The organism is Synechococcus sp. W55.1, assembly GCF_047461655.1.
GTDB lineage: Bacteria > Cyanobacteriota > Cyanobacteriia > Thermostichales > Thermostichaceae > Thermostichus.
The window spans coordinates 67,238-86,774 of sequence record NZ_JANSHN010000003.1 but is presented as its reverse complement, the minus strand read 5'-3'; the positions used below and the strand labels follow the sequence as shown (position 1 = coordinate 86,774).

Here is a 19,537-nt window from a genome sequence, read left to right as displayed (position 1 = left end):
GAGCAGGTTTAATCTGGGCAGCTTCTGCTCTGCCCCAGGCTGTTGGTTAGTACTTAAGGGATCTGACCCCATAGCAACCAGAACGAGGCGCGATGCCGGGAGTTGAGATGAGAATGATGCGCTGTAATGTAGTATCGTCTGCGCGATTCCTCTGCCGCCGTGCAGCTCAGGTGAGCAGCATAGCCGGGATCCTGATCGGGACGGCTTGGGGGGGCTTGGCTGTAACTCCCGTTTGGGCTCAGGAGAGTGCTCTACTGGCTCAGGCTGCGGCAGGCCCCATGAGCCGGCAAGAGGTGGCGGAACGGCTGAATCTGGTGCCTGTTTTTGCCATCGTGTCTCAGAACGGCACCCCTGTTGTCGCCAATGTGGAGCGGGGTGGCCGCACCATCCAAGTGGTTTCCTTCTGGCTGGATCAAGCCCAAGCCCAGCAAGTGTTGGAGCAGGTGAAAGCCAGCAACCCCGAGATAGCCAGTCAAGCCCGGGTAGTGCCTCTCTCGCTGGGGTATGCCTACGAAAAATCGGAAGAGGAGCGCGCCAAGAACAGCGATCTGTATTTTGAGGTGGTGCCTCGGGCTTCTGATGTGGAGGCAGCCAAGCAGGTGCTGAAGGAAACCGGACAAGATGTGCCCCCGGAGGCAATCGGCGTGCCTCTGTTCTATGGCCGCTCCGGCGAGGGGCTGCTGACCATCGAGCAGGATGGCCATGAGGTGGTACCCTTCTTCTTCGACCGCAACGATTTGCGGAGGGCCTTGGATCGAGCGGCAGCGCAGAACCCGGATGTAGTTGGAAAGACCCAGATTGAAGTGACCTCGCTGGCCATTGTGGTGGAGCGCATGTTGGCTCCCGACGCACAGGCCGATGTGCAGAAGATCGCTTTTATCCCCTCTCGCTCGGCGCTGGAGTACATCCAATCGCTGGCCCGACCGGCCAATCCTTCCGCAAGTCCTCAGCCTCAGCGTTGACCCTTTCCCTGATGGGATCCCCGTCTGCTCTGGTGAAGCGGTTAACAGAGTGGCGCGCCCAGGCTCTGAGGGCGGCAAAAGCAGTTGGGATCCCTGCCGAGGAAGTGGAGATTTTGCTCAAAGAACGGCTGGGGTGGGGGCCGTTGGAGCGGCTGATGGGTCGCGCTCCGGCTGGGGAGGGGGATCCCCTGGAGGAGGTGCAGACCCTTTGGCGGCAAAGGGTGGAAGAGCGCATCCCCCTACAGTATCTGTTGGGCAAAGTTGAGTGGGCGGGCTTGAGCTTACGGGTGACGCCGGCGGTGCTGATCCCGCGCCCGGAGACCGAGCTGCTGGTGGAGCAGGCTTCCCTCTGGCTGCAGGCTAACCCTCTGCCGCCGGGATCCTGTTTTGCCGACCTGGGCACAGGTAGTGGAGCGATTGCCATTGCGTTGGCCCATCACCATCCCCAGTTGCGGCTTCTGGCCGTGGATTCCAGCCCAGAGGCATTGGCTGTTGCGGCAGACAATGTGGTAGCCCACCATCTGCAGGAGCGGGTGAACTTGCTGCTGGGATCCTGGTTTGTACCTTTGGATCCCTGGCGAGGACGGCTGCGCGGCCTGGTTTCCAACCCTCCCTACATTCCCTCTGCCGAGCTGGCCTCTCTCATGCCAGAGGTGCGACTGCACGAGCCGCGACAAGCTCTGGATGGGGGAGAAGACGGCCTAGCCCACTTGCGACTGTTGATTCAAGCAGCACCGGATTACCTGGCCCCGAACTCCTTTTGGGCGGTGGAAGTGATGCGAGGCCAAGCCCCTTGGGTGGCGGAGCAGTTGCGAGATAGGGGCTGTTATCGGCAGATCCAAGTTCACCGAGATCTGGCCGGGGTTGAACGGGTGGTCAGCGCCCACTTCGTCGGATAGAAAAGGGTAGGATCCCATAAGATGGGGTATCGCCGGAGCCGGAACTGTCCAAAACTTAAAGCTCCGAGCCCAGAGATCTGAGCACGGATGGGATCCCCTGTCCTTCGCCAGGAGCACTTCTTGAGGGAGCCTTCGCCTACAGCCAAACCCGACCCACCCTTACAGCAGGCCGCCCCTGCCGACGGGCAAGGGGCCGTGGATTGGCAGTTTGCTTTTGAACGCTCTGAGGTGATGCGAGCCTTTCAACAAGAGTTGCTCGTCAGCATCGGCCATGAGCTGCGCAATCCCCTCAGCAGCCAGATGGGATCCCTGCAGTTGGTGTTGTCGGATCTATGTGACTCTCCCGAAGAGGAGCGGGAATACCTGCAAAGTGCCAAAGAGGCGGTAGAGCGCCTGATCAAGCTGCTTGAGGAATACACCCGCCTGGCTCGCCATGACCTGCCCATCCAACCTCTGCGACCGGAACCGACCCGACTACGCCCCCTCCTGCAGGATGTGTACAGCCTAACTCGCCTACAGGCCCAGGATCAGGGCATTCGCTACGAATGGCCGGCCCTACAACCCACCTCGGCCTTTGAGGTGCCCCTTCTCCCCGACAGCCTCACCGTTTGGGCGGATCCCCACGGCTTGGTGCAGGCGCTGCTGGGAGTGTGTCGCTGGGGCATCCGCACCCTACGCTACGGTTCGATGGCTCTGCACCTCTATCCCGCCCCAGAAGGAGAGGGACGTTTGTGCCTAGAGTGGAACCTTGAGGGGAGATGCCATGTGCCCATTCAGACAGAGGGCTGTGCCGCCTGGCGGGTGAGCGAGCGGCTCCTGAGAGAAATGGGAGGCGAGCTGGAACTCTGTGAAAGTGGACTCTACCGGGTTGGCATCAAGGTAACCCTGCGCCTTGCACAGTGAATCTCAGAGCAGGGGGGCTTGGGTTTAGCGGCTTCGCAGACCCGGCCAGTTGGCATCTGCCTTCTCGATCAACCCGGGGATGTCGCGCTCCCAGTTGCGCTGTACCCGCCGGTTGGCGTTCAGGTATAGCTTGTCATCAACAATTTTCCAGGCAAAGGGATCCACCGGGTAAAGGTAGTTGTGGGCCACTGCCCAGGCACAAAACCCGCCGTACTGGGGGGCAAAGCGCTCTGGGTTGTTGCGAAACCGCTCTCGATTGTCGGCGCTGGCAAACCTCCAGGTTACCCCTCCCCACTCCCATTCATACGCTGGGGATCCCTTGACGGGCTTGCCATCGATGAAATAGGCCACCGGGTCATAGCCCCGCAGGGCCAGGCCGTCCGTCGCAAAAAAAGGGCCTGGGGATCCCTCCTCGGCAGCCCCAACAACCTGTCCTTGGGCTGGGCGAGACAGGAGCCAAGCTGGGTGAGAAGCAACAGCCCCAACCATCAGCAGCAGCGGGATCAAAGCCCAACGATTTTTGACCATCACAACCTCCCAAGTCCTCAATCGAAAATCGAAATGAGCAAGAAAGCCTTACTCTTCCCCTTCAGGTTCCAAAAGACATCTGACAAAAGACATCTGAGGAGATGCTGGCTTCCGGGGACTGGGAACAGTTTGGCCACAGCGAGGAGATTTGCCTGTGATTTGGATCTCGGAGATCTAAAAAAGCTCAACCTTCTCGGCGCAAGGCCAATTCCGCCCGATCCAGTTGCATTAGCACCCGCTCCACCTTTTCGGGGTTGAGAGGTCGACTGGAAGTGCGGTACTGGGAGGCCAGCGTGTTAAACACCGTGCGCAAAGTGGTAAAAGACTGCAGCTTGTCGTAGCGATGGCCGTGGTAGCGCCCAGAAAACTCCTGGATGGCCTGCATGGCTTCCGCTCGCGCCTCCTCTGGGTTCATCAGGGGATCCCCTTCGGAAAGGACGGTGCGCAGGGTTTGGATCAAGGTCATGCTGTCTTCGTAATACTTGCCGGTGAGACGGGCAGCCTGAGCAACTGAACTCCCTGATCCCAGCAAAAGGGCTACAGACAGGAGCAGGCTGACAAGACGCAGAAAAAAAGTTTTGAGCATGGGGAACCTAATGTAACTTATTTTTAAGCATAAGCCACAGCAACACCAGAGGAGTCATCCAAAAGATGCTGTTCACGCCCTTCAGCGACTTTCTGCAGAGGCTAGGCCAGTACGGATCCCATTGGACAATGTTAGCCCTGATCTTGGGGTTTGCCTGTGCTCACAGCGGATTAGCCTACTTGCGGCCCTGGGGGGAAAGCTGGCTGGGATCCCGTCTGTACCGCATCTTCTTTGCTCTGGTGAGCCTCAGTTTGGCACCGCTGTTGCTCATCTATTTTTTCAACCACCGCTACGACGGGGTGATTCTCTGGGATCTCCAAGCCGTCCCAGGCATTCGCACCACCGTTGCTCTTTTGTCTGCCCTCTCTTTTTTCTTTTTGTATCCGGCCACCTTCAACTTGCTGGAGATCGCCGCCATTCGCAAGCCGGAGATCCACCTGTTTGAGACCGGGATCATCCGCATCACCCGTCATCCGCAAATGGTGGGCCAGGTGATCTGGTGTGTAGCCCATACCCTTTGGATTGGCTCCAGCTTTATGGTGGTGACCTCGCTTGGGCTCATTGCCTACCACCTGTTTGCCGTTTGGCATGGGGATCACCGCCTGGAGCGGAAATACGGGCAGGCCTTCCGCGATCTCAAGGCGCGCACCTCCGTGATCCCCGGCTTGGCCATTCTGCAGAAGCGACAGCAACTGCGCCCCCAAGAGTTTTTTCGCTGGGCCTATCTGGGGGTATTCAGCTTTGTATTGATTCTTTATGCTTTCCATCCCCAAATGGTTTCTGCAGCCAGCCAAGTTGCCTGGTAGCATGATCCCAAAGAACTTCTTTAGTTTGGGAGTGATGGCCTTGCAAGTTGCTTTAGATGCTTTTAATCAAGAACTTTTGACAAGTGACGGGTTGGTTTTGGTGGATTTCGGCGCCCCTTGGTGTGGCCTGTGTCGCTTCATCCAGCCGATTACCGACCGTCTCGTAGCAGAGTGGGGAGGTGCGGTCAAGGTGCTGCGGGTGAATGTGGACGACAATTTTTGGCTGCCGCGCCGCTATCGGGTGCGCTCTTTGCCAACCCTAATTTTGTTTGAGAAGGGTCAAGAAGTGCAAAGGCTGGAGCACTTCGCCAATCGCGATGAGGTGATCCGCCGCTGCGAGCAGTTGTTTCTTGACCACCTGCGCTACCTGGGTTCGGGAGCCTGCTCATCCTCGCTTGAGCCCCAAGCTCCGCCGCCGGGCGTGTAGAGGGTGATTACGTCGCCCGCTTTTAGGGGTCGGCTGATTTTGCCGGGTAGGGGATCCCCATTGATGAGGTTGATCCCCACCTGGCCTGGCCCACCCCCCTGTTCTCCTTGGGGGGCATAATGGCGCCGGTCTGTGAGCAGGGAGAGGGTGCAATCTTGTAAAGTCTGGATGGATCGGATCAGTCCCCACCCGCCCCGCTGTTGACCATGGCCGCCGGAATCCTGGCGGAGCTCGTAGCGCAGCACCCGCAGGGGATACTCCAACTCCAGGGCTTCGATGGGGGTGTTGAGGGTATTGCTCATGCCCACGTGGACGCCATCCAGGCCCGGTCGCTGTCGGCTGGCCCCCTGACCACCCCCCAAGGTTTCGTAGTAGGTGAAGCGGCGGTTGCCCAGCACACAGTTGTTCATGGTGCCCTGTCCCTGGGCGATGCTCCGCAATCCGGCCACGGGAGCCAGAGCTTTGAACACCACATCGGCAATTCGCTGCGAGGTTTCCACATTGCCCGCCACCACTGCTGCCGGAAACTCGGCATTCACCAAGCAGCCAGGCGGCGCCACGATCTCGATGGGATCCTCCAGGCCGACATTGCTGGGGGCCGTGGGATCCAACAGACAACGCAGGGCAAACAACACTGCCGAGCGGGTGACGGCCAGCGGCGCATTCAGGTTTCCCGCCATGGCCGGAGCGGTACCGGTGAAGTCCACCCGCAGCTTCTCGCCCCTGACCTCCACCTGCACCCGGATCTCGATGGGTTCGGGCGGATCCCCGTAGCCCTCCAACCAGTCCTCAGCGGTGTAGATCCCATCTGGCAGAGCCTGAATCTGCGCCCGCATCCGTCGGCGGCTGTATTCGATCACCCCCGCAATCAACTGCCAAGCCTCTTCTTCTCCAAAGCGGGCCAGCAGCTCCCGAAACCGGCTCACCCCAACCCCGTTGGCCCCCACTTGGGCCTGCAAATCCCCCCGCCGCTGCTCGGCATTGCGCACATTGGCCAGAATTAGGCGCAGCAGATCTTCTTGCCAGTGCAACGCTCCTTCCAGAGAGAGCCTAGCCAGCCGTACCGGCGGGATCACCAGCCCCTCCTGCCAGATTTCGCTGGAGTCGGCGGGCATGGAGCCGGGGCGCATCCCTCCAATGTCGGCATGATGGGCACGGTTCACGGCATAGGCGCAAATCCGGTCGGGATCCCGCCAGCCGGGAATGGCTGCGACCACCGTGACGTCCGGCAGATGGGATCCCCCCTGGTAGGGATCGTTAAGGACAAACACATCTCCGGGGCAGGGGTCGGCTGCCACCACCGCCCGCACCGCCTCAGAGAGGGCTCCCAGATGTACCGGGATGTGGGCCGCCTGGGCAATACAGGCCCCTTGCGCGTCAAACAGAGCTGTGGAGCAATCCCGCCGTTCCTTGATGTTGGCCGAGTATGAACCGCGGATGAGGCGCGCCCCCATCTCTTCGGCAATCCCCGCCAGAGCGTTGGCCATGACCTGCAACCGGATGGGGTTGGAGGCAGGACGGTTGCTATCCATACCTCTCCAATCAAAGCCTGCGCCGCAGCCAAACGGCCACCCTGCGGATCCCTTGCCAGAACTGCAAACGACGCTGCCAGCGGTCAAGGGTACGGCGACTCTCGCGCAGACGGTCTCGCAGACGCAGCAACTCAGCCGGGGTGGGAGCCAAAGCCTGCTGAGCTGCTTCTCGCCAATCAGCCATGGCCCGCTCCGTAACCCCAAGAGCCGAGCGCAGGCTCAAAATGATGGGGATAAGGGCGATCAGAGCCAGAAACAGCAGCCCGTTAAGAGCACAAACTGCCCAGACGGCCCATCCTGAAACTCCCATCGGCATTTACGGAGGTCTCCGGGTAGGGATCCCGACAAGCCTCACTGCTGCTGCAGCATCAAGGGGCGCAACACACGGCCATCCCCCACCACAACCACCGTTGACAGCACCTGCCCGCCGCGACGGAAGGTAATCGGCACCGATTGGCCCACCGGGGTGTTTTGAATGATTTGTTGCACATGCTGCACGGAGGTGACCCGCTGCCCATCCACGCCAATCAGGATATCGCCTTGGGCCAAACCAGCTCGTTGAGCAGGGCCGTCTTGGAGCAGGCCGACCACCTGCACCCCTTGAACTTGCGGTGCGGGGCCGAACAGACGACGGCTGATGGCGCTCTGAGCCTGCTCGCCGTTCACCGTTTCAATGGCAACTCCAATGAAGCCGTTGCCTACAGCAGAGGAGGCAGGCGACCACTGGACCCCGAAGCTGTTGGCGTCGCTGCTGACCTGAACCGTGGAGCTGTAGGGATTGTAAGCTTCACCCCCAACCGAGCCGCAGGGGTAGGCCACAACTGCATCTGCCAGCAAAAAAGAGGCGGGCAGGGCTAGGGCAAGCTTGAACAGATGGGTTGGTTTCTGCATGGTTCGACCCTGGAAACGGCAAGTATAAGGTAAGCTCGGATCCGCAAGACGCTTAGGTGGATGCACCAGCCAGATGCTAAGCAGCGGAAACCGCCGACCGGGCAGCTTGCACCGCCCTTCCCTCAGTGATAAACCCAAAATCGCCAACTGTCGATAGGCTTGGCCGTGCTTCTGGGCTGGCTCCCGAGGTTTTGCCGGCCTTCCTGTAGCAATTCTTCAAGTCTTGGGATCCCTTGCAGCCCTCAGCTCACCCGGCTACAGGGCTCACAGGCTGGCAAAGCGATCGGTGGCCTCCAGCAGGGCAGCGCGGATTCCGGGTTCGGTGATGGAATGTCCGGCATCGGGGATCATCCGAAACTCCGCTTCCGGCCAAGCCTGATGCAGTTCCCAGGCAGAAATGGGAGGGCACACCACGTCGTAACGTCCCTGGACGATGACAGCCGGCAGATGGCGCAGCCGCCCCACTCCCCTCAGCAACTGATCCTCGGGATCCAAAAAACCGCCGTGGACAAAGTAATGGCACTCAATGCGGGCAAAGGCCTCGGCAAACTCTCCTCGACCAAAGCGCTCGATGAGCTCTGGGCTGGGGATCAACTTGCTGGTGCTGGCCTCCCAAACAGACCAGGCGCGAGCTGCCCTCAGCCGTACCTGGGGATCTGGGTCGTTGAGGCGGCGGTGGTAGGCTGCCAGCAGGTCATCCCGCTCTTCGGGGGGGATCGGCTCCAGGTAATGTTCCCAAGCATCGGGGAAAAAGTAGCTGGCTCCCGACTGGTAAAACCAGCGGAGCTCAAAAGGGCGCAAGAGAAAAATGCCCCGCAAGATAAACCCCAGGCAGGCTTGGGGGTGGGTTTGCCCGTAGGCCAGGGCGAGAGCGCTGCCCCAGCTCCCCCCGAACACAAACCAGCGCTCAATGCCCAGATGCTGACGCAACCTCTCGATGTCTGCCACCAGATCCCAGGTGGTGTTCTCCCGCAGCTCGGCATAGGGGCGGCTTTTCCCGCAACCCCGCTGATCGAACAGCACCACCCGCCAGCGGCTGGGATCGAAATACTGCCGGTAGATGGGATCGATCCCACCTCCAGGCCCCCCGTGCAAAAACACCACCGGCTTGCCCGCCGGGTTGCCGCACTGCTCGTAGCACAAGGTGTGGAGGGAGGAAACCGCCAGAAAGCCTTGATCGTAGGGCTCGATGGGGGGATAGAGATCGCGCAACATAACCGGAAGCTCTGCTGGTCATCACGCTCAAGGTCTACGCAGGGCAATGGTGGCCTTCGGAGGGATCCCTTCCTGAAAGGTCTCGCCATCGGCAGCCAGGATGATAAATTGCAGCTCCTGCCCCGGCTGGGCGCCCAAATTGGTCCAGGGGATGGCCACCTCCAAACAGGCATCCACCACCGCCTTCACTTGATGGCCGATGGCGTGCCAGGTGTGGTACTCCCCTGCCTGCAAGAGCTGGGCTTGCACCTCTGCCGGATGCTGGCCGGTGCCGGGAGGCGGCAGTGACAACCGCAACAGGTGGCGGTAGTGGTAGTTGAGAGGGGCTTCTGCCGGCAATCCCTGCAGGGGAATGGGGCTGTTGACGGTGACGCGGTTGGGATAGAACCACAGCACCAGCAATTGCCTGGGCCGCTGCACCACCGAGTTAAAATCCAGCCGCAGATAGAGGTTGAAGTGATCAAACCCGTACCAGAGGCGGCGAACGGCGCTGTTGCGGTGCATGGTGCCTCGGGCCGCTCCAATCTCCACCCGCCCCGCTTGGCTCCACTCCCGTTCTGCCGGACGACCGTTGATGGCCGGGTGGATAAACCCCTGCGGCAGGCGATCCCCTAGGCCGTCATGATCCTCCAGGGGAAATTGCAGCACGGTCGGCACCGCCTCTCCCAAAGCAGTGTAGAGCGCCTGCAGGTGCTCCCGAAACAACTGGTCGAAAACGGCATCATGGGCGGAGGAGTGGCCTGCCCCAAACCACCAGAACCAATCGGATCCCTCGGCGGCCCAGAGGGCTTCCCAGGCTTGGGGATTGGCGCGGGGATGATCCTGAATCACCTGGCGGGCCTGAGCCAAGAGCTCCCAAGCGCGGTTTTTCACCGGATCCCCAATCCAGGTGGTGAAATCTGCCTCGATCCAGGAGCCGCTGTGAAGTTGCTCTGCCGGCAAAAACTCGGTGGGCGGAAACTGATCCAGAAACTCCGAAACGGTCACCAGCCGCAGGGAGGAGTGCTGGCTGAGGCGGGTGTAAAGGTTTTCCAAGAAGGGCCTGCCATCCTGGGGGTAGTACTCCCAGCAGTTTTCCCCATCCAGAGCGATGGTCACCAGCCAGGGCTGCTCCTGGGGCAGGCGGTTGCGGATGCTCTCCAGATGGCCGATGAGATCTTTGGCGGCAGCATCGGCGGGCATGGCGCTGTAGCTGAAGCCGATCAAATCCGAAAGGCGGTGATCCCGAAAGACGATGGCCAGATCCCCCCGCTCGGTTTCCAGGCGGTAGGGGCGGTAGAGCTTCTCCGGCTCCAGAATGTGGCCCTGCCCATCGCGGTGAAACGGTTGACCCAGGCTCCACCCCAAAACCCCTTCGTCGGAGATGATCCACTCAAAGCCCTGTTTTTGCACAATCGGCACAATGGCAGGGCTTACGGATTGCTCGGAAGGCCACAGGCCCCGCGGATCCCGGCCAAAGCGCTCCCGATAGATCTGCTTAGCCCGCTCCAGTTGGCTGTGGACATCCTGCTCCCAGTGAAAGGGGTAGCGAGGCAAAGGCAACCCTGGCCGAGCCACCCGCGCCGAGCGCTCGCTCACCAACAGGGGCAAGATGGGGTGGGTATAGGGGCTGGTGGTCAGTTCCAGTTGGCCGCTGCTCTGCAGTTTGGCGTGCTGGGGCAGGATAGCGCCGAGGATCTGTTGTTGCTTGGCGTAGATCCGCTGCCGATCCGCCAGGGTAAAACCGGATCCCATCTTAATCCAGCCCTCGATCTCAGGATCCTCCTGAAAGAGGGGATCAAACCAAGACAGGTTGTGCCAGGCCAGCAGATCGCTGAAGTCCTGCGGAGTCCAGTACTGCAGACACCAGTTCACCCCCTGAGATTCCCGTTGGTTGTAGAGCTGCCGATAGCGGGGATAGGGCTCGATCATGGTGGGGTAGTGGCTGTCGAAGAAGCGCTCGACCACAAAGCGCAGTTGATCGGGGCTGAGCTTTTCGACAGGGGATAGGGTCAGTTCCAGGTAAGGATCAAAAGCCGAGCCGGCCACATACTCTTCGATCTGTAGAATCAGGGAGGGCACCAGGTTAATCGTTTGGTGCAAGCGGGGATAGCGCTCCAACAGCAACACCAAGTCCAGGTAATCTTTGATCCCGTGTAGGCGCACCCAAGGCATGCGATATTTACCCGCCACCGGACTTTTGTAGAGGGGTTGGTGTTGGTGCCAAACCAGGGCGACGTGCAGCGGGTAAGTCATGGGCGGTACGGGATCCAACCATCACCCGGATACTAGCCCATCTGTCTGGCTGGCGATCGTAAGAAACTCTTGAATGTCTGAGCTCTGCCGGTGTCGATGGCGGTGGGGAAAAGCTTGCCATTCGGCAGATTCCTCAGGAGAATGGCGGCAAATGGAAGAGCTGAGCCATGACTGCCGCTACCCACCTTCTGGAACAGTCGATCGTTGTCTTTTCCCAAAACTATTTGCCCATTAGCCGGGTCAATATCAAGCGGGCAATCGTACTGCTGCTAACAGGCAAAGCAGAGCCGCTCTCGATGATGCATGTGCCGGTGTGGAAGGTGCGCTCCCCCAACCAGGTCATCGAGGTGCCCGAACATATTCGCCTGACCATCAAGGGCAAAGAGCGCGCTTGGCGCGTGCCCCCTGTGAATCGGCGGGAGGTTTTGCGGCGGGATCACCACACCTGCCAGTATTGTGGCACCACCCACAATTTGACCTTGGATCATGTCGTGCCCCTCTCCAAAGGGGGATCCCACAGTTGGGACAATGTGGTGACGGCTTGCGAACGCTGCAATCAACGCAAGGGCAACCGCACCCCTGAAGAGGCCAACATGCCCCTGCGCAGCAAACCCCGTGCCCCTCTCCACCCAACGGTGGCTTTTGCAGAACAGTTTTGGCGCGAGCACCAAAGTCGGCAAGATTGGCAAGATTGAGGGTTGCCGTGCAAGCTAAGATCGGCGAACCCTGTTCCATCGATGAGGATCCGCGTCGGCCATGATGACCGTAATGGAGTTTTTTGCCCTCAGTGCCGGGGAGTGGATGTGCCAGCGCACCAGCCATCATTTGGCTTTTCGCCGCTCTGAGGGGGGGAGGTCGAGAGTCCAAATTGCAACGCTTTCGGCAACCGATCCGGCAGTCATACGGGTTTGCGAGTTGTTCAAGGTGGATCCCCGACGAGCTGTGGGAGCAGCGCGGGTGCGGTGGGATGGCGAGCAGGAGTGGGATAACGAAGAGTACAAGGGAGACGTGGTGCTGGTACCTATCCCCGATGAGACCGATCCCATGCGCGGGCAGTTGCTGCGGGATCAGGGCTACGCCGAGAAAGTGCCGGTGGCCGGTACCTATGTCATGGGATCCGATGGTGCCCTCACCCTCTACACCCAGTATGAGATGACCGAATCGGAAGAGCGCATTTGGTTTGCCAGCCCCAACTTGCGCCTGCGGGCCAGCACTGTCAAGCGGTTCGGCGGCTTCAGCATGGCCTCTTTCTGCTCAGAGGTGCGCAAACTCTCCGCCGGCCCTTCTCCCACCCCTACGGTGGCCGAATCCAGCCCTTTCCGCAGCTAGAGCTGTTTCTCCTCAACTGCAACGCGGGTTGTGCTATGCACCAAGTCTTGGATCTGGGGATTAACCTGCTCCACGCCAATCAACACCAGGCCGACCACAACCGGGAGCACTTTGATGCCTGGGGGGTGACCTGTCTGAACCTCATGAGCGCGCCGGGGGCGGGTAAGACCTCTTTGCTGGAGAAAACCGTGGCCGCTCTGGCTGACTCGCTGCGCCTGGCGGTGATCGAGGGGGACATGACGACCCAACTGGACGCGGAGCGGCTGCGTCGCTACGGGATCCCGGTGATCGCCATCAACACAGGGCGGGCCTGTCATTTGGATGCGGCCATGGTGGCCGGGGGCTTGCGGCAATTGGAAGCGCTACTGGATCCGCAGCAACTGGATTTGCTGCTGGTGGAAAATGTCGGCAACTTGGTCTGCCCGGCGGAGTTTGAGGTGGGGGAACACGCCAAGGTAGCCCTGCTCAGCGTCACAGAAGGGGAAGACAAGCCTCTCAAGTACCCGATTATGTTTCGAGAGGCGGATTGTCTACTGATCACCAAGGTGGATCTGGTTCCTGTCTTAGAGGTGGATTTGGAGCGGATCCAGGCCAACATCCGCGAGATCAACCCTTCTGTGCCGATTTTTTGTCTTTCTGCCAAGACGGGCGTCGGGCTGGAGCCCTGGCTGGGCTGGATCCGAGAGCAGATTCTCCTGGCCCAACGCCGACAGCAGCCGCAGTGAAGGGTATCATACTGGGCATCTGGCCGTGGAACTCTCCTCACCTGAGCTGGCCAGGCAGGGGATGAGTTAGCACCTCTGGCGGGTCAATTTCAGATAACGTGTGTGGATGGAAAATCCCGGCTATGGCCAATTTAAGCGACTTTGTACAGGGCATTGAGCAGTTGATCGAGCTGGCTCAGAAGCTGGATGAGAAAAAACAAAGTGGAGAACTGCGAACCGAAGTCCGCATCCAAACCCGTCCCCTGAGCAGTTCTATCCCCCCTTCCGGCTCCATCCCTCGCCGCCGCAGCCATGCCCAAACGGGGGATCCCCCCTGGAGCAGCGAGCCCCGAGTGGTGTCTGCAACCCGCTTTCAGGAACCATCCCAGGCTGCTGTGCCCGACTCGCCATCAACTTCTGCCGACCGCGCAGAGTCTTGGGCTGGGCCACGTCTCAAGGATGTGGGTGGGCTGAAAGAACAGTTGCAAATCCTGCGGGAGATGGTAGAGCTTCCCCTCAAGCGGCCCGATCTGCTGGCCAAGCTGGGATTGGATCCGCCCCGCGGGGTGTTGTTGGTGGGAGCCCCAGGCACCGGAAAAACCCTCACCGCCCGTGCCCTGGCCGAGAGCTTGGGGGTGAATTACATTGCCGTTGTTGGCCCGGAACTGATCGGCAAGTATTACGGCGAGGCGGAGGCGCGCCTGCGACAGCTTTTTGAAAAGGCGGCCAAATCGGCTCCCTGTCTGGTTTTTATTGACGAAATCGATGCCTTGGTGCCCAACCGCGCCACCGTCGAGGGGGAAGTGGAAAAACGCCTGGTGGCCCAAATGCTGGGGCTGATGGATGGATTTGTGGCCCAAAAAGGGATCGTGGTGCTGGCAGCCACCAATCGGCCCGAGGCTTTGGATCCGGCTCTGCGGCGACCGGGGCGCTTTGACCGGGAGGTGATCTTCAAGGTGCCGGATCGGGAGGGGCGGCGGGAGATCTTGGCCATCCACACCCGCGACATGCCCTTGGCGGAGGATGTGGATCTGGACAGCTTGGCGGATCAGACCTTGGGCTTTGTGGGGGCAGATCTGCGGGGGTTGTGTCAGGCGGCAGCCTATGCGGCTTTGCGGCGGCAGGTGCCCGATTTGGGATCCCCCATCCCCGACTCGTTGACGGTCTCGGCGGCAGATTTTCAACAGGCTCTGCAACAGGTGAAGCCGGCGGTGCTGCGCTCGGTGGAGATCGAATCCCCACAGGTGAGCTGGGATCAAATTGGCGGTTTGGATCACGCCAAGCAGATTTTGCAAGAGGCCATCGAGGGATCCCTGCTTCACCCTGAGTTGTACGAGCAGGCTCAGGCCCAAGCGCCCAAGGGCATCCTCCTCAGCGGCCCCCCTGGCACTGGCAAAACCCTGTTGGCCAAAGCCATCGCTTCCCAGGCCAAGGCTAACTTCATTGCCGTCTCCGGCCCGGAGCTCTTGAGCAAATGGGTGGGATCCTCCGAGCAGGCGGTACGGGAACTTTTTGCCCGCGCCCGCCAATGCGCCCCCTGTGTCATCTTCATCGACGAGATCGATACCCTGGCCCCGGCGCGAGGCAGCTACTCCGGGGATAGTGGGGTCAGCGACCGCGTTCTGGGGCAACTGCTGGCAGAGCTGGACGGGATCCGCCCCAGCCAAGGGGTATTGGTGGTGGCCGCCACCAACCGCAAGGCCAGTTTGGATCCCGCCCTCACCCGGGCCGGCAGGTTGGAGCTGCACTTGAGCGTGGAGCTGCCAGATCGCAACGGGAGACGGGAAATTTTGGCGGTTCACAACCGCAAGCGTCCCCTGGGGCCCGATGTGGATTTGCAAGGGTGGGCTGAGCAAACCGAAGGTTGGAGTGGTGCCGACCTCGCCCTGCTCAGCAACCGCGCCGCCATCGCTGCCATTCGTCGCCACCGGGCCACCTCAGAGTCGGTGGATGCCAAAACCCTGGTCATCCAACAGGAAGACTTCTGTCGGGCCTTTGCCGAGCTGCAGCAGCAACGCCAAGCCGGCTGACCAGGAAAACCGGGTTCGGCGCTCCGCGCTGCTAAAACGAACAAGCCCCGACTTACCGCTACGCGGTTCGCCTTGGCGGGCCGTAGGCCTTAGCAAGCCAGTAGGGCGGCTTTTGCTTTATCGCTACGCGATGCTTTCGCGAACGCCTCTGGTGGCACAGAGCGCTATGATCTTTCTCGAGGCACTGGTGAAAGTCAGTGTATTGCGTCCGGAGCTGAAGTCAGCGACTTTCCCACAGTTGCACCAGTTGGCTTTGGCCTCTGGAGAATTGTATTTCAGAGCCCTCGTCGCCTTTTGGCGCGTGGTGCGCAAGAAAGGTCTGTGGCTCAAACCCACCGGCCTCCTGCGCTGGTTCCCCAACACCTCAGAGAATGAGCTCCATGCCCATAGCGCTGTTCGCCTCTGGCGGCGCGGAGCGCTTGAAAGAATCCCCTGCTTTTAGGGGGGAATGTCAACTCCTCTTCGGCAAATCTCCATGGCCAGGATCAACGACCATTTCCTTAAGCTCAAAGCCGGCTATCTTTTCCCTGAAATTGCCCGACGGGTACAATCCTTTGCCGCCGCCCATCCCGAAGCTCAGATCATCAAAATGGGGATTGGCGATGTCACCGAGCCGCTGCCGGAAGCCTGTCGGACAGCCATGATCCGGGCGGTGGAAGAGATGGGGGAACGGGCCACCTTCCGCGGCTATGGGCCAGAACAAGGCTATGAGTGGCTGCGCCAGGCCATTGCCCAGCACGACTTCCAAGCTCGCAACTGCGATATCGATGCTTCCGAGATCTTCGTCTCCGATGGCTCCAAGTGCGACTGCGGCAACATCCTGGATATCCTCGGCCACGACAACACCATTGCCATCACGGATCCCGTCTATCCGGTTTATGTGGACACCAACGTGATGGCGGGCCATACAGGGCCAGCCAACGAACGCGGCGAATATGAGGGCCTAGTCTATCTGCCCATCACCGCCGAAAATCACTTCACCGCCAGCCTGCCCAGCCAAAAGGTGGATGTGATCTACCTCTGCTTCCCCAATAACCCCACAGGTGCAGTGGCCACGCGGGAGCATCTGCAGAACTGGGTGGACTATGCCCGTGCCCACAACTCCTTGATCCTGTTCGACGCCGCCTACGAAGCTTACATCACCGAGCCTGGGATCCCCCACTCCATCTACGAGATTCCGGGGGCGCGGGAATGCGCTATTGAGTTCCGCTCCTTTTCCAAAACCGCTGGGTTTACCGGCACCCGCTGCGCCTTTACGGTAGTGCCCAAGTCTGTGCGGGGGCAAGCTGCCGATGGATCCTGGGTGGATCTGTGGAGCTTGTGGTATCGCCGCCAATCCACCAAGTTCAACGGGGTGTCCTACATTGTGCAACGAGGGGCAGAGGCAGTTTATTCCGAAGCGGGGCAGGCGCAGGTGCGAGGTCTGGTGCAGTTTTACCTGGAAAATGCCCGCATCATTCGCGAGCAATTGGCCGAGGTGGGGATCCAAGTCTATGGCGGCGTGAATGCCCCCTACGTCTGGGTGAAAACACCCGCTGGGCTGAGCAGTTGGGAGTTTTTCGACAAGCTGTTGCACACCTGCCATGTGGTGGGTACCCCCGGCTCTGGCTTCGGCAGCGCCGGAGAGGGCTATCTGCGCCTGTCAGCTTTCAACAGCCGCGCCAACGTGGAAGAGGCGATGCGCCGCATCGGCAGCGTGTTTGCGGGGGCTGGAGCCGTTGGTTAATTGGGTCTTGACTCTGGGATCAATCCTGAACGGGAACCACCTGCTGGGTTTGGGCAGATCGCTCGGCTGCCTCGGCCACTGCCAGGGCGTGGAGCATGTTTTCGGTATTGATGTAGAGGGGTCTGCCGTGGCGCAGGTGATCCAGCACCATGCGGGTGTCTTGCTCGAAGAGGCCGTGGCGGGATCCCGTCTCTAGAGAATGGGCGCTGCCGGGCCGCAACAACATTGCCTCTTCGCCGTTGATCAACAGGCCCCCCCGTTGGCCGTGAAACTCCAACAGCCGTTGGGAACACCACAGGGATTCCCCCTTGCCATACGTCAACACCGCCAGCAACCCATTGGCAAAACTCAGTTGGGCTGTGCAGTAGCAACTGCTGTAGCGGTGGGGCAGGTCCGGCCCGTCGTAGCGCAGTTGGCAGCTCACCCGTTCCACCTTGCCCAACAAGTCCACCAAGCGGTGGATGCGAGAAACAGCCCCTATGAGAGGGAAGCCAAACAACTCAGGCCGATAGGTCCAGCGGTCGGGGGCGGGGTGGGCGGCGGTGAGGGTAATGTAGCGGACGGCAAAGAGCTTGCCCAGCCCTTCCAGCTCTCGTTTCAGCAACAGGTGGACGCCGCTGATCAGCTCAATGTGTTCGACGTGCAGCAGCACCTGCCGCTCGGCTGCCAATTGCACCAAAGAACGTGCTTCAGCAGCGCTCAAGGCAAGGGGATATTCCACGACGGTGTGGATCCCGGCCTCCAGAGCAGCACGGGCCATGGCGGCATGATCCCGATTGATGGTGCTGACAAAGACCAGATCCAGCCGGTGATCCTGGAGCAGAGCAGGCCAATCTGGACAGGCCACCGCCCCAAATTCAGCCGCAAAGGAGCTTGCCCGCTCTGGATGTCGACCGGCAATCGCCACAACCTGCGCTCGGCCATCCTTGCTCACTGCCTCAGCCCGTGAGCGAGCGGCATAGCCAGTGCCGATGATCCCCACCCGCAAGGTCTGTTCCCTCCCCTCGCCTAGCCCTGTCTTCAGCATCACACAGCAGGGATCCTTTGTACCACCCGGCAATCCGGATCTCGCTCCGCCTAGGTTTGCCGGAAAACTCCTGCTGCACCCTTTGATTTTGTGCCTACCTCACAGAGCTGTTCGCCGGTGGGGATCCCATGGGCGTTAGGAAGAAGCTGCTGCTTCAACCTCTTGGGGTTGCGGCGAGGAAAGCGGAAAATGCCGCTCCAACAAAGCCGGGATCCCCTGGGGGGAAACGCCGCTATAACGAGCCTTGTCGGGCATAAACACCACATGGGGGCCCCGTTTACAATCTTTCATGCAGCCCACCCCCTGCACGCAAATCGAACCGGAGTAGGCGGCCAAATGGGAGTTCAAGGCTTGCATCACCGCTCCGGCCCCCCGCCGATAACAGTCGGATTTCTGGCAGACCAGCACCTTACCTTTGACCTTTGGGACAACCGGCTCCGTCTCACCCCCGGAAGCTGGAGCTGTCGTCAAAGACATACCCTCCGCCTTCTCTCCGAGGGGAACCACCCGGTAAAGCACCCATTTTTCTCGCCCTTTGTGCAGATCCACTTCTCGCTCCCCCGAGATCTGCACCGCATCGCCAGGTTTGAGGGTGCGGTAAAGGGCAGAACGCAGGGGCTTGGGGATCTTGCCGGAAAAAACGTCCGCTCCGGCTTGCCAACGCAGGTACTTGAGCTTGCCGTCTTTATCGGGAAGAAATCCCAAAAACCGGCCTTCCGACTCAAAGGGGATCCCTTGCTTAGGAAACTTGCTCATCTTGACCCCCAGCCTCCGTGTTGAGCTGCCAACAAGCCTCTAGGCCATCCAATAGCTCCTGTCGTCGCGCTGTGTGCTGACGGATCACGCTGCGCACCTGTAGAACGGCCAACGGAGTACTCGCCTCCACCCGCAGACGGCCATCTCCCGTACAAACTGCCGGGATCCCCAATTCCACTAACCGCCGACCGATGCGCCAGCGCTCGCCCAGAGGAATATCCAAAAGATAACCGCGCTCAGAGTCCAGAAAGGCGGGGTTCATGGCCGGGATCAGCACCTCAGAGGTAAAGAATGGCAGAGAAATGAAACAGATTCTCAATAGCTTTTCAAAAAAAAGCCAGAGGTCGGAAACCAGGCAGGCTCAAGCCCACCTGTGGACCTTCTGGCTAGGCTCTGCTGTTCATCAAGCCGAACACCAGGCTGTCGTTGGCCAGGAAGTGATGGAGATGGAAGGCGCGATCCTCTGTCTTCAACAGGATCTGCTCGTAGAGGTAGCGGGTGGCCCGATCCCCAAGGCTCTCCGCCTGGGCTGCCTGCCGCCGCAGCAGATCGATGATGGCCTGCTCTGCCGCCAGGTCGTTCATCAACATTTGCCGTGCCTCAAAAGCTCCATCTGGCTCAGGGGTAAAGCAGCAAAGCTGGGCCAAGGTGGCAAAGCTGGCTACCGGCACACCTCCCAGCCCTTCTAGGCGTTCTCCCAGGTCGTGGACATGCTCCCTCGCCTGCTCGTAGTGATCTTTGAAGAGTTGGTGCAGCGGATAGAACTCAGTGCCTTCTACCACGAAGTGATGCTTCTGGTACTGCAAGTACAGCCCCTGAAAGCTGGCCAGCAGGGCGTTCATCCCCTCGCAAACCGGCTGGGTTACCTCGGTGCCGAGCAGGACGGGATTGTCGCGCACGCTGTTGAAAGACTGGCGCAGGGTTGAAGTTTCGGACATAAAACTCTCCAGCACAAGTTAAAAGGAGCTGTGAATCCTAGAG

The 19,537-nt window shown here is 60.2% G+C and carries 22 protein-coding genes; 11 read left to right on the top strand and 11 right to left on the bottom strand.

Annotated elements, in window-relative coordinates:
- The first annotated feature begins 170 nt into the window (after nucleotides 1-170).
- The 3 genes from NW816_RS02525 (at nucleotide 171) to NW816_RS02515 (ending at nucleotide 2,764) form a co-directional block, all read left to right on the top strand.
- A complete protein-coding gene (locus NW816_RS02525) occupies nucleotides 171-962 on the top strand; it encodes a Tic22 family protein (protein WP_414408136.1) in 792 nt (263 codons plus the stop codon).
- Nucleotides 959-1,861 carry a peptide chain release factor N(5)-glutamine methyltransferase gene (gene prmC, locus NW816_RS02520; protein ID WP_414408135.1) on the top strand — a complete coding sequence of 301 codons (903 nt, stop codon included), beginning with the start codon at nucleotides 959-961 and terminating at the stop codon, nucleotides 1,859-1,861. The genes NW816_RS02525 and prmC overlap by 4 nt, the downstream gene beginning before the upstream one ends.
- 87 nt (nucleotides 1,862-1,948) lie before the next feature.
- The gene (locus NW816_RS02515; RefSeq protein ID WP_414408134.1) at nucleotides 1,949-2,764 is read left to right on the top strand and encodes a sensor histidine kinase; all 816 of its coding nucleotides are present in this window, start codon (nucleotides 1,949-1,951) and stop codon (nucleotides 2,762-2,764) included.
- Between the two features lie 24 nt (nucleotides 2,765-2,788).
- Here NW816_RS02515 and NW816_RS02510 read toward each other — a convergent pair whose 3' ends face one another.
- A complete protein-coding gene (locus NW816_RS02510; RefSeq protein WP_414408188.1) occupies nucleotides 2,789-3,253 on the bottom strand; it encodes a YHS domain-containing (seleno)protein in 465 nt (154 codons plus the stop codon).
- A gap of 223 nt (nucleotides 3,254-3,476) precedes the next feature.
- Nucleotides 3,477-3,878: a photosystem II protein Psb27 gene (psb27, locus tag NW816_RS02505; protein ID WP_414408133.1), complete on the bottom strand. Its 402-nt coding sequence runs from the start codon at nucleotides 3,876-3,878 to the stop codon at nucleotides 3,477-3,479.
- A 65-nt stretch (nucleotides 3,879-3,943) separates the two neighbouring features.
- On the opposite strand from psb27, the gene NW816_RS02500 reads away from it, so the two are divergent.
- On the top strand, nucleotides 3,944-4,684 hold the full coding sequence (locus tag NW816_RS02500; RefSeq protein WP_414329351.1) for an NnrU family protein: 741 nt from the start codon (nucleotides 3,944-3,946) through the stop codon (nucleotides 4,682-4,684).
- A 34-nt stretch (nucleotides 4,685-4,718) separates the two neighbouring features.
- Nucleotides 4,719-5,111 (top strand): thioredoxin family protein, encoded by a 393-nt coding sequence (locus tag NW816_RS02495; RefSeq protein WP_414406841.1) that lies wholly within the window; start codon nucleotides 4,719-4,721, stop codon nucleotides 5,109-5,111.
- Here NW816_RS02495 and NW816_RS02490 read toward each other — a convergent pair.
- The 5 genes from NW816_RS02490 to NW816_RS02470 form a co-directional block, all read right to left on the bottom strand.
- Nucleotides 5,048-6,643, bottom strand: coding sequence for a hydantoinase B/oxoprolinase family protein (locus tag NW816_RS02490; RefSeq protein WP_414408132.1), 1,596 nt, complete (start codon nucleotides 6,641-6,643; stop codon nucleotides 5,048-5,050). The genes NW816_RS02495 and NW816_RS02490 overlap by 64 nt on opposite strands.
- A gap of 10 nt (nucleotides 6,644-6,653) precedes the next feature.
- Nucleotides 6,654-6,959, bottom strand: coding sequence for a hypothetical protein (locus NW816_RS02485; RefSeq protein ID WP_414373389.1), 306 nt, complete (start codon nucleotides 6,957-6,959; stop codon nucleotides 6,654-6,656).
- A 35-nt stretch (nucleotides 6,960-6,994) separates the two neighbouring features.
- Nucleotides 6,995-7,534 carry a PDZ domain-containing protein gene (locus tag NW816_RS02480; protein ID WP_414373387.1) on the bottom strand — a complete coding sequence of 180 codons (540 nt, stop codon included), beginning with the start codon at nucleotides 7,532-7,534 and terminating at the stop codon, nucleotides 6,995-6,997.
- Between the two features lie 264 nt (nucleotides 7,535-7,798).
- Nucleotides 7,799-8,749: a prolyl aminopeptidase gene (gene pip, locus NW816_RS02475; RefSeq protein WP_414408131.1), complete on the bottom strand. Its 951-nt coding sequence runs from the start codon at nucleotides 8,747-8,749 to the stop codon at nucleotides 7,799-7,801.
- Nucleotides 8,750-8,776: 27 nt separating this feature from the next.
- A complete protein-coding gene (locus NW816_RS02470) occupies nucleotides 8,777-10,984 on the bottom strand; it encodes a glycoside hydrolase (RefSeq protein ID WP_414408130.1) in 2,208 nt (735 codons plus the stop codon).
- A 167-nt stretch (nucleotides 10,985-11,151) separates the two neighbouring features.
- Here NW816_RS02470 and NW816_RS02465 point away from each other — a divergent pair, with 167 nt between their 5' ends.
- From NW816_RS02465 to NW816_RS02440, 6 genes are all read left to right on the top strand, one after another.
- Nucleotides 11,152-11,679 carry an HNH endonuclease gene (locus NW816_RS02465; protein WP_414408129.1) on the top strand — a complete coding sequence of 176 codons (528 nt, stop codon included), beginning with the start codon at nucleotides 11,152-11,154 and terminating at the stop codon, nucleotides 11,677-11,679.
- Nucleotides 11,680-11,743: 64 nt separating this feature from the next.
- Nucleotides 11,744-12,313 (top strand): phycobiliprotein lyase, encoded by a 570-nt coding sequence (locus NW816_RS02460; protein ID WP_414408187.1) that lies wholly within the window; start codon nucleotides 11,744-11,746, stop codon nucleotides 12,311-12,313.
- A gap of 35 nt (nucleotides 12,314-12,348) precedes the next feature.
- Complete coding sequence (gene hypB / locus NW816_RS02455) at nucleotides 12,349-13,038, top strand: hydrogenase nickel incorporation protein HypB (protein ID WP_414373376.1); 690 nt, start codon at nucleotides 12,349-12,351, stop codon at nucleotides 13,036-13,038.
- 122 nt (nucleotides 13,039-13,160) lie between these two features.
- Nucleotides 13,161-15,047, top strand: a complete 1,887-nt coding sequence (locus NW816_RS02450) for an AAA family ATPase (RefSeq protein ID WP_414408128.1) — start codon at nucleotides 13,161-13,163, stop codon at nucleotides 15,045-15,047.
- Nucleotides 15,048-15,213: 166 nt separating this feature from the next.
- Nucleotides 15,214-15,489: a hypothetical protein gene (locus NW816_RS02445; protein ID WP_414358425.1), complete on the top strand. Its 276-nt coding sequence runs from the start codon at nucleotides 15,214-15,216 to the stop codon at nucleotides 15,487-15,489.
- Nucleotides 15,490-15,522: 33 nt separating this feature from the next.
- Entirely contained in the window at nucleotides 15,523-16,773 is a 1,251-nt protein-coding gene (locus tag NW816_RS02440) for an LL-diaminopimelate aminotransferase (protein ID WP_414373488.1), read from the top strand.
- Nucleotides 16,774-16,792: 19 nt separating this feature from the next.
- Here the strand turns inward: NW816_RS02440 and NW816_RS02435 are convergent, their stop codons facing one another.
- The 4 genes from NW816_RS02435 to NW816_RS02420 form a co-directional block, all read right to left on the bottom strand.
- Nucleotides 16,793-17,800, bottom strand: a complete 1,008-nt coding sequence (locus NW816_RS02435; RefSeq protein ID WP_414408186.1) for a Gfo/Idh/MocA family protein — start codon at nucleotides 17,798-17,800, stop codon at nucleotides 16,793-16,795.
- Between the two features lie 135 nt (nucleotides 17,801-17,935).
- Nucleotides 17,936-18,556, bottom strand: a complete 621-nt coding sequence (locus NW816_RS02430) for a (2Fe-2S) ferredoxin domain-containing protein (RefSeq protein ID WP_414408127.1) — start codon at nucleotides 18,554-18,556, stop codon at nucleotides 17,936-17,938.
- Entirely contained in the window at nucleotides 18,540-18,818 is a 279-nt protein-coding gene (locus tag NW816_RS02425; RefSeq protein ID WP_414408126.1) for an Asr1405/Asl0597 family protein, read from the bottom strand. The genes NW816_RS02430 and NW816_RS02425 overlap by 17 nt, the downstream gene beginning before the upstream one ends.
- A gap of 124 nt (nucleotides 18,819-18,942) precedes the next feature.
- On the bottom strand, nucleotides 18,943-19,494 hold the full coding sequence (locus NW816_RS02420) for a Dps family protein (protein WP_414408125.1): 552 nt from the start codon (nucleotides 19,492-19,494) through the stop codon (nucleotides 18,943-18,945).
- Nucleotides 19,495-19,537: the final 43 nt, after the last annotated feature.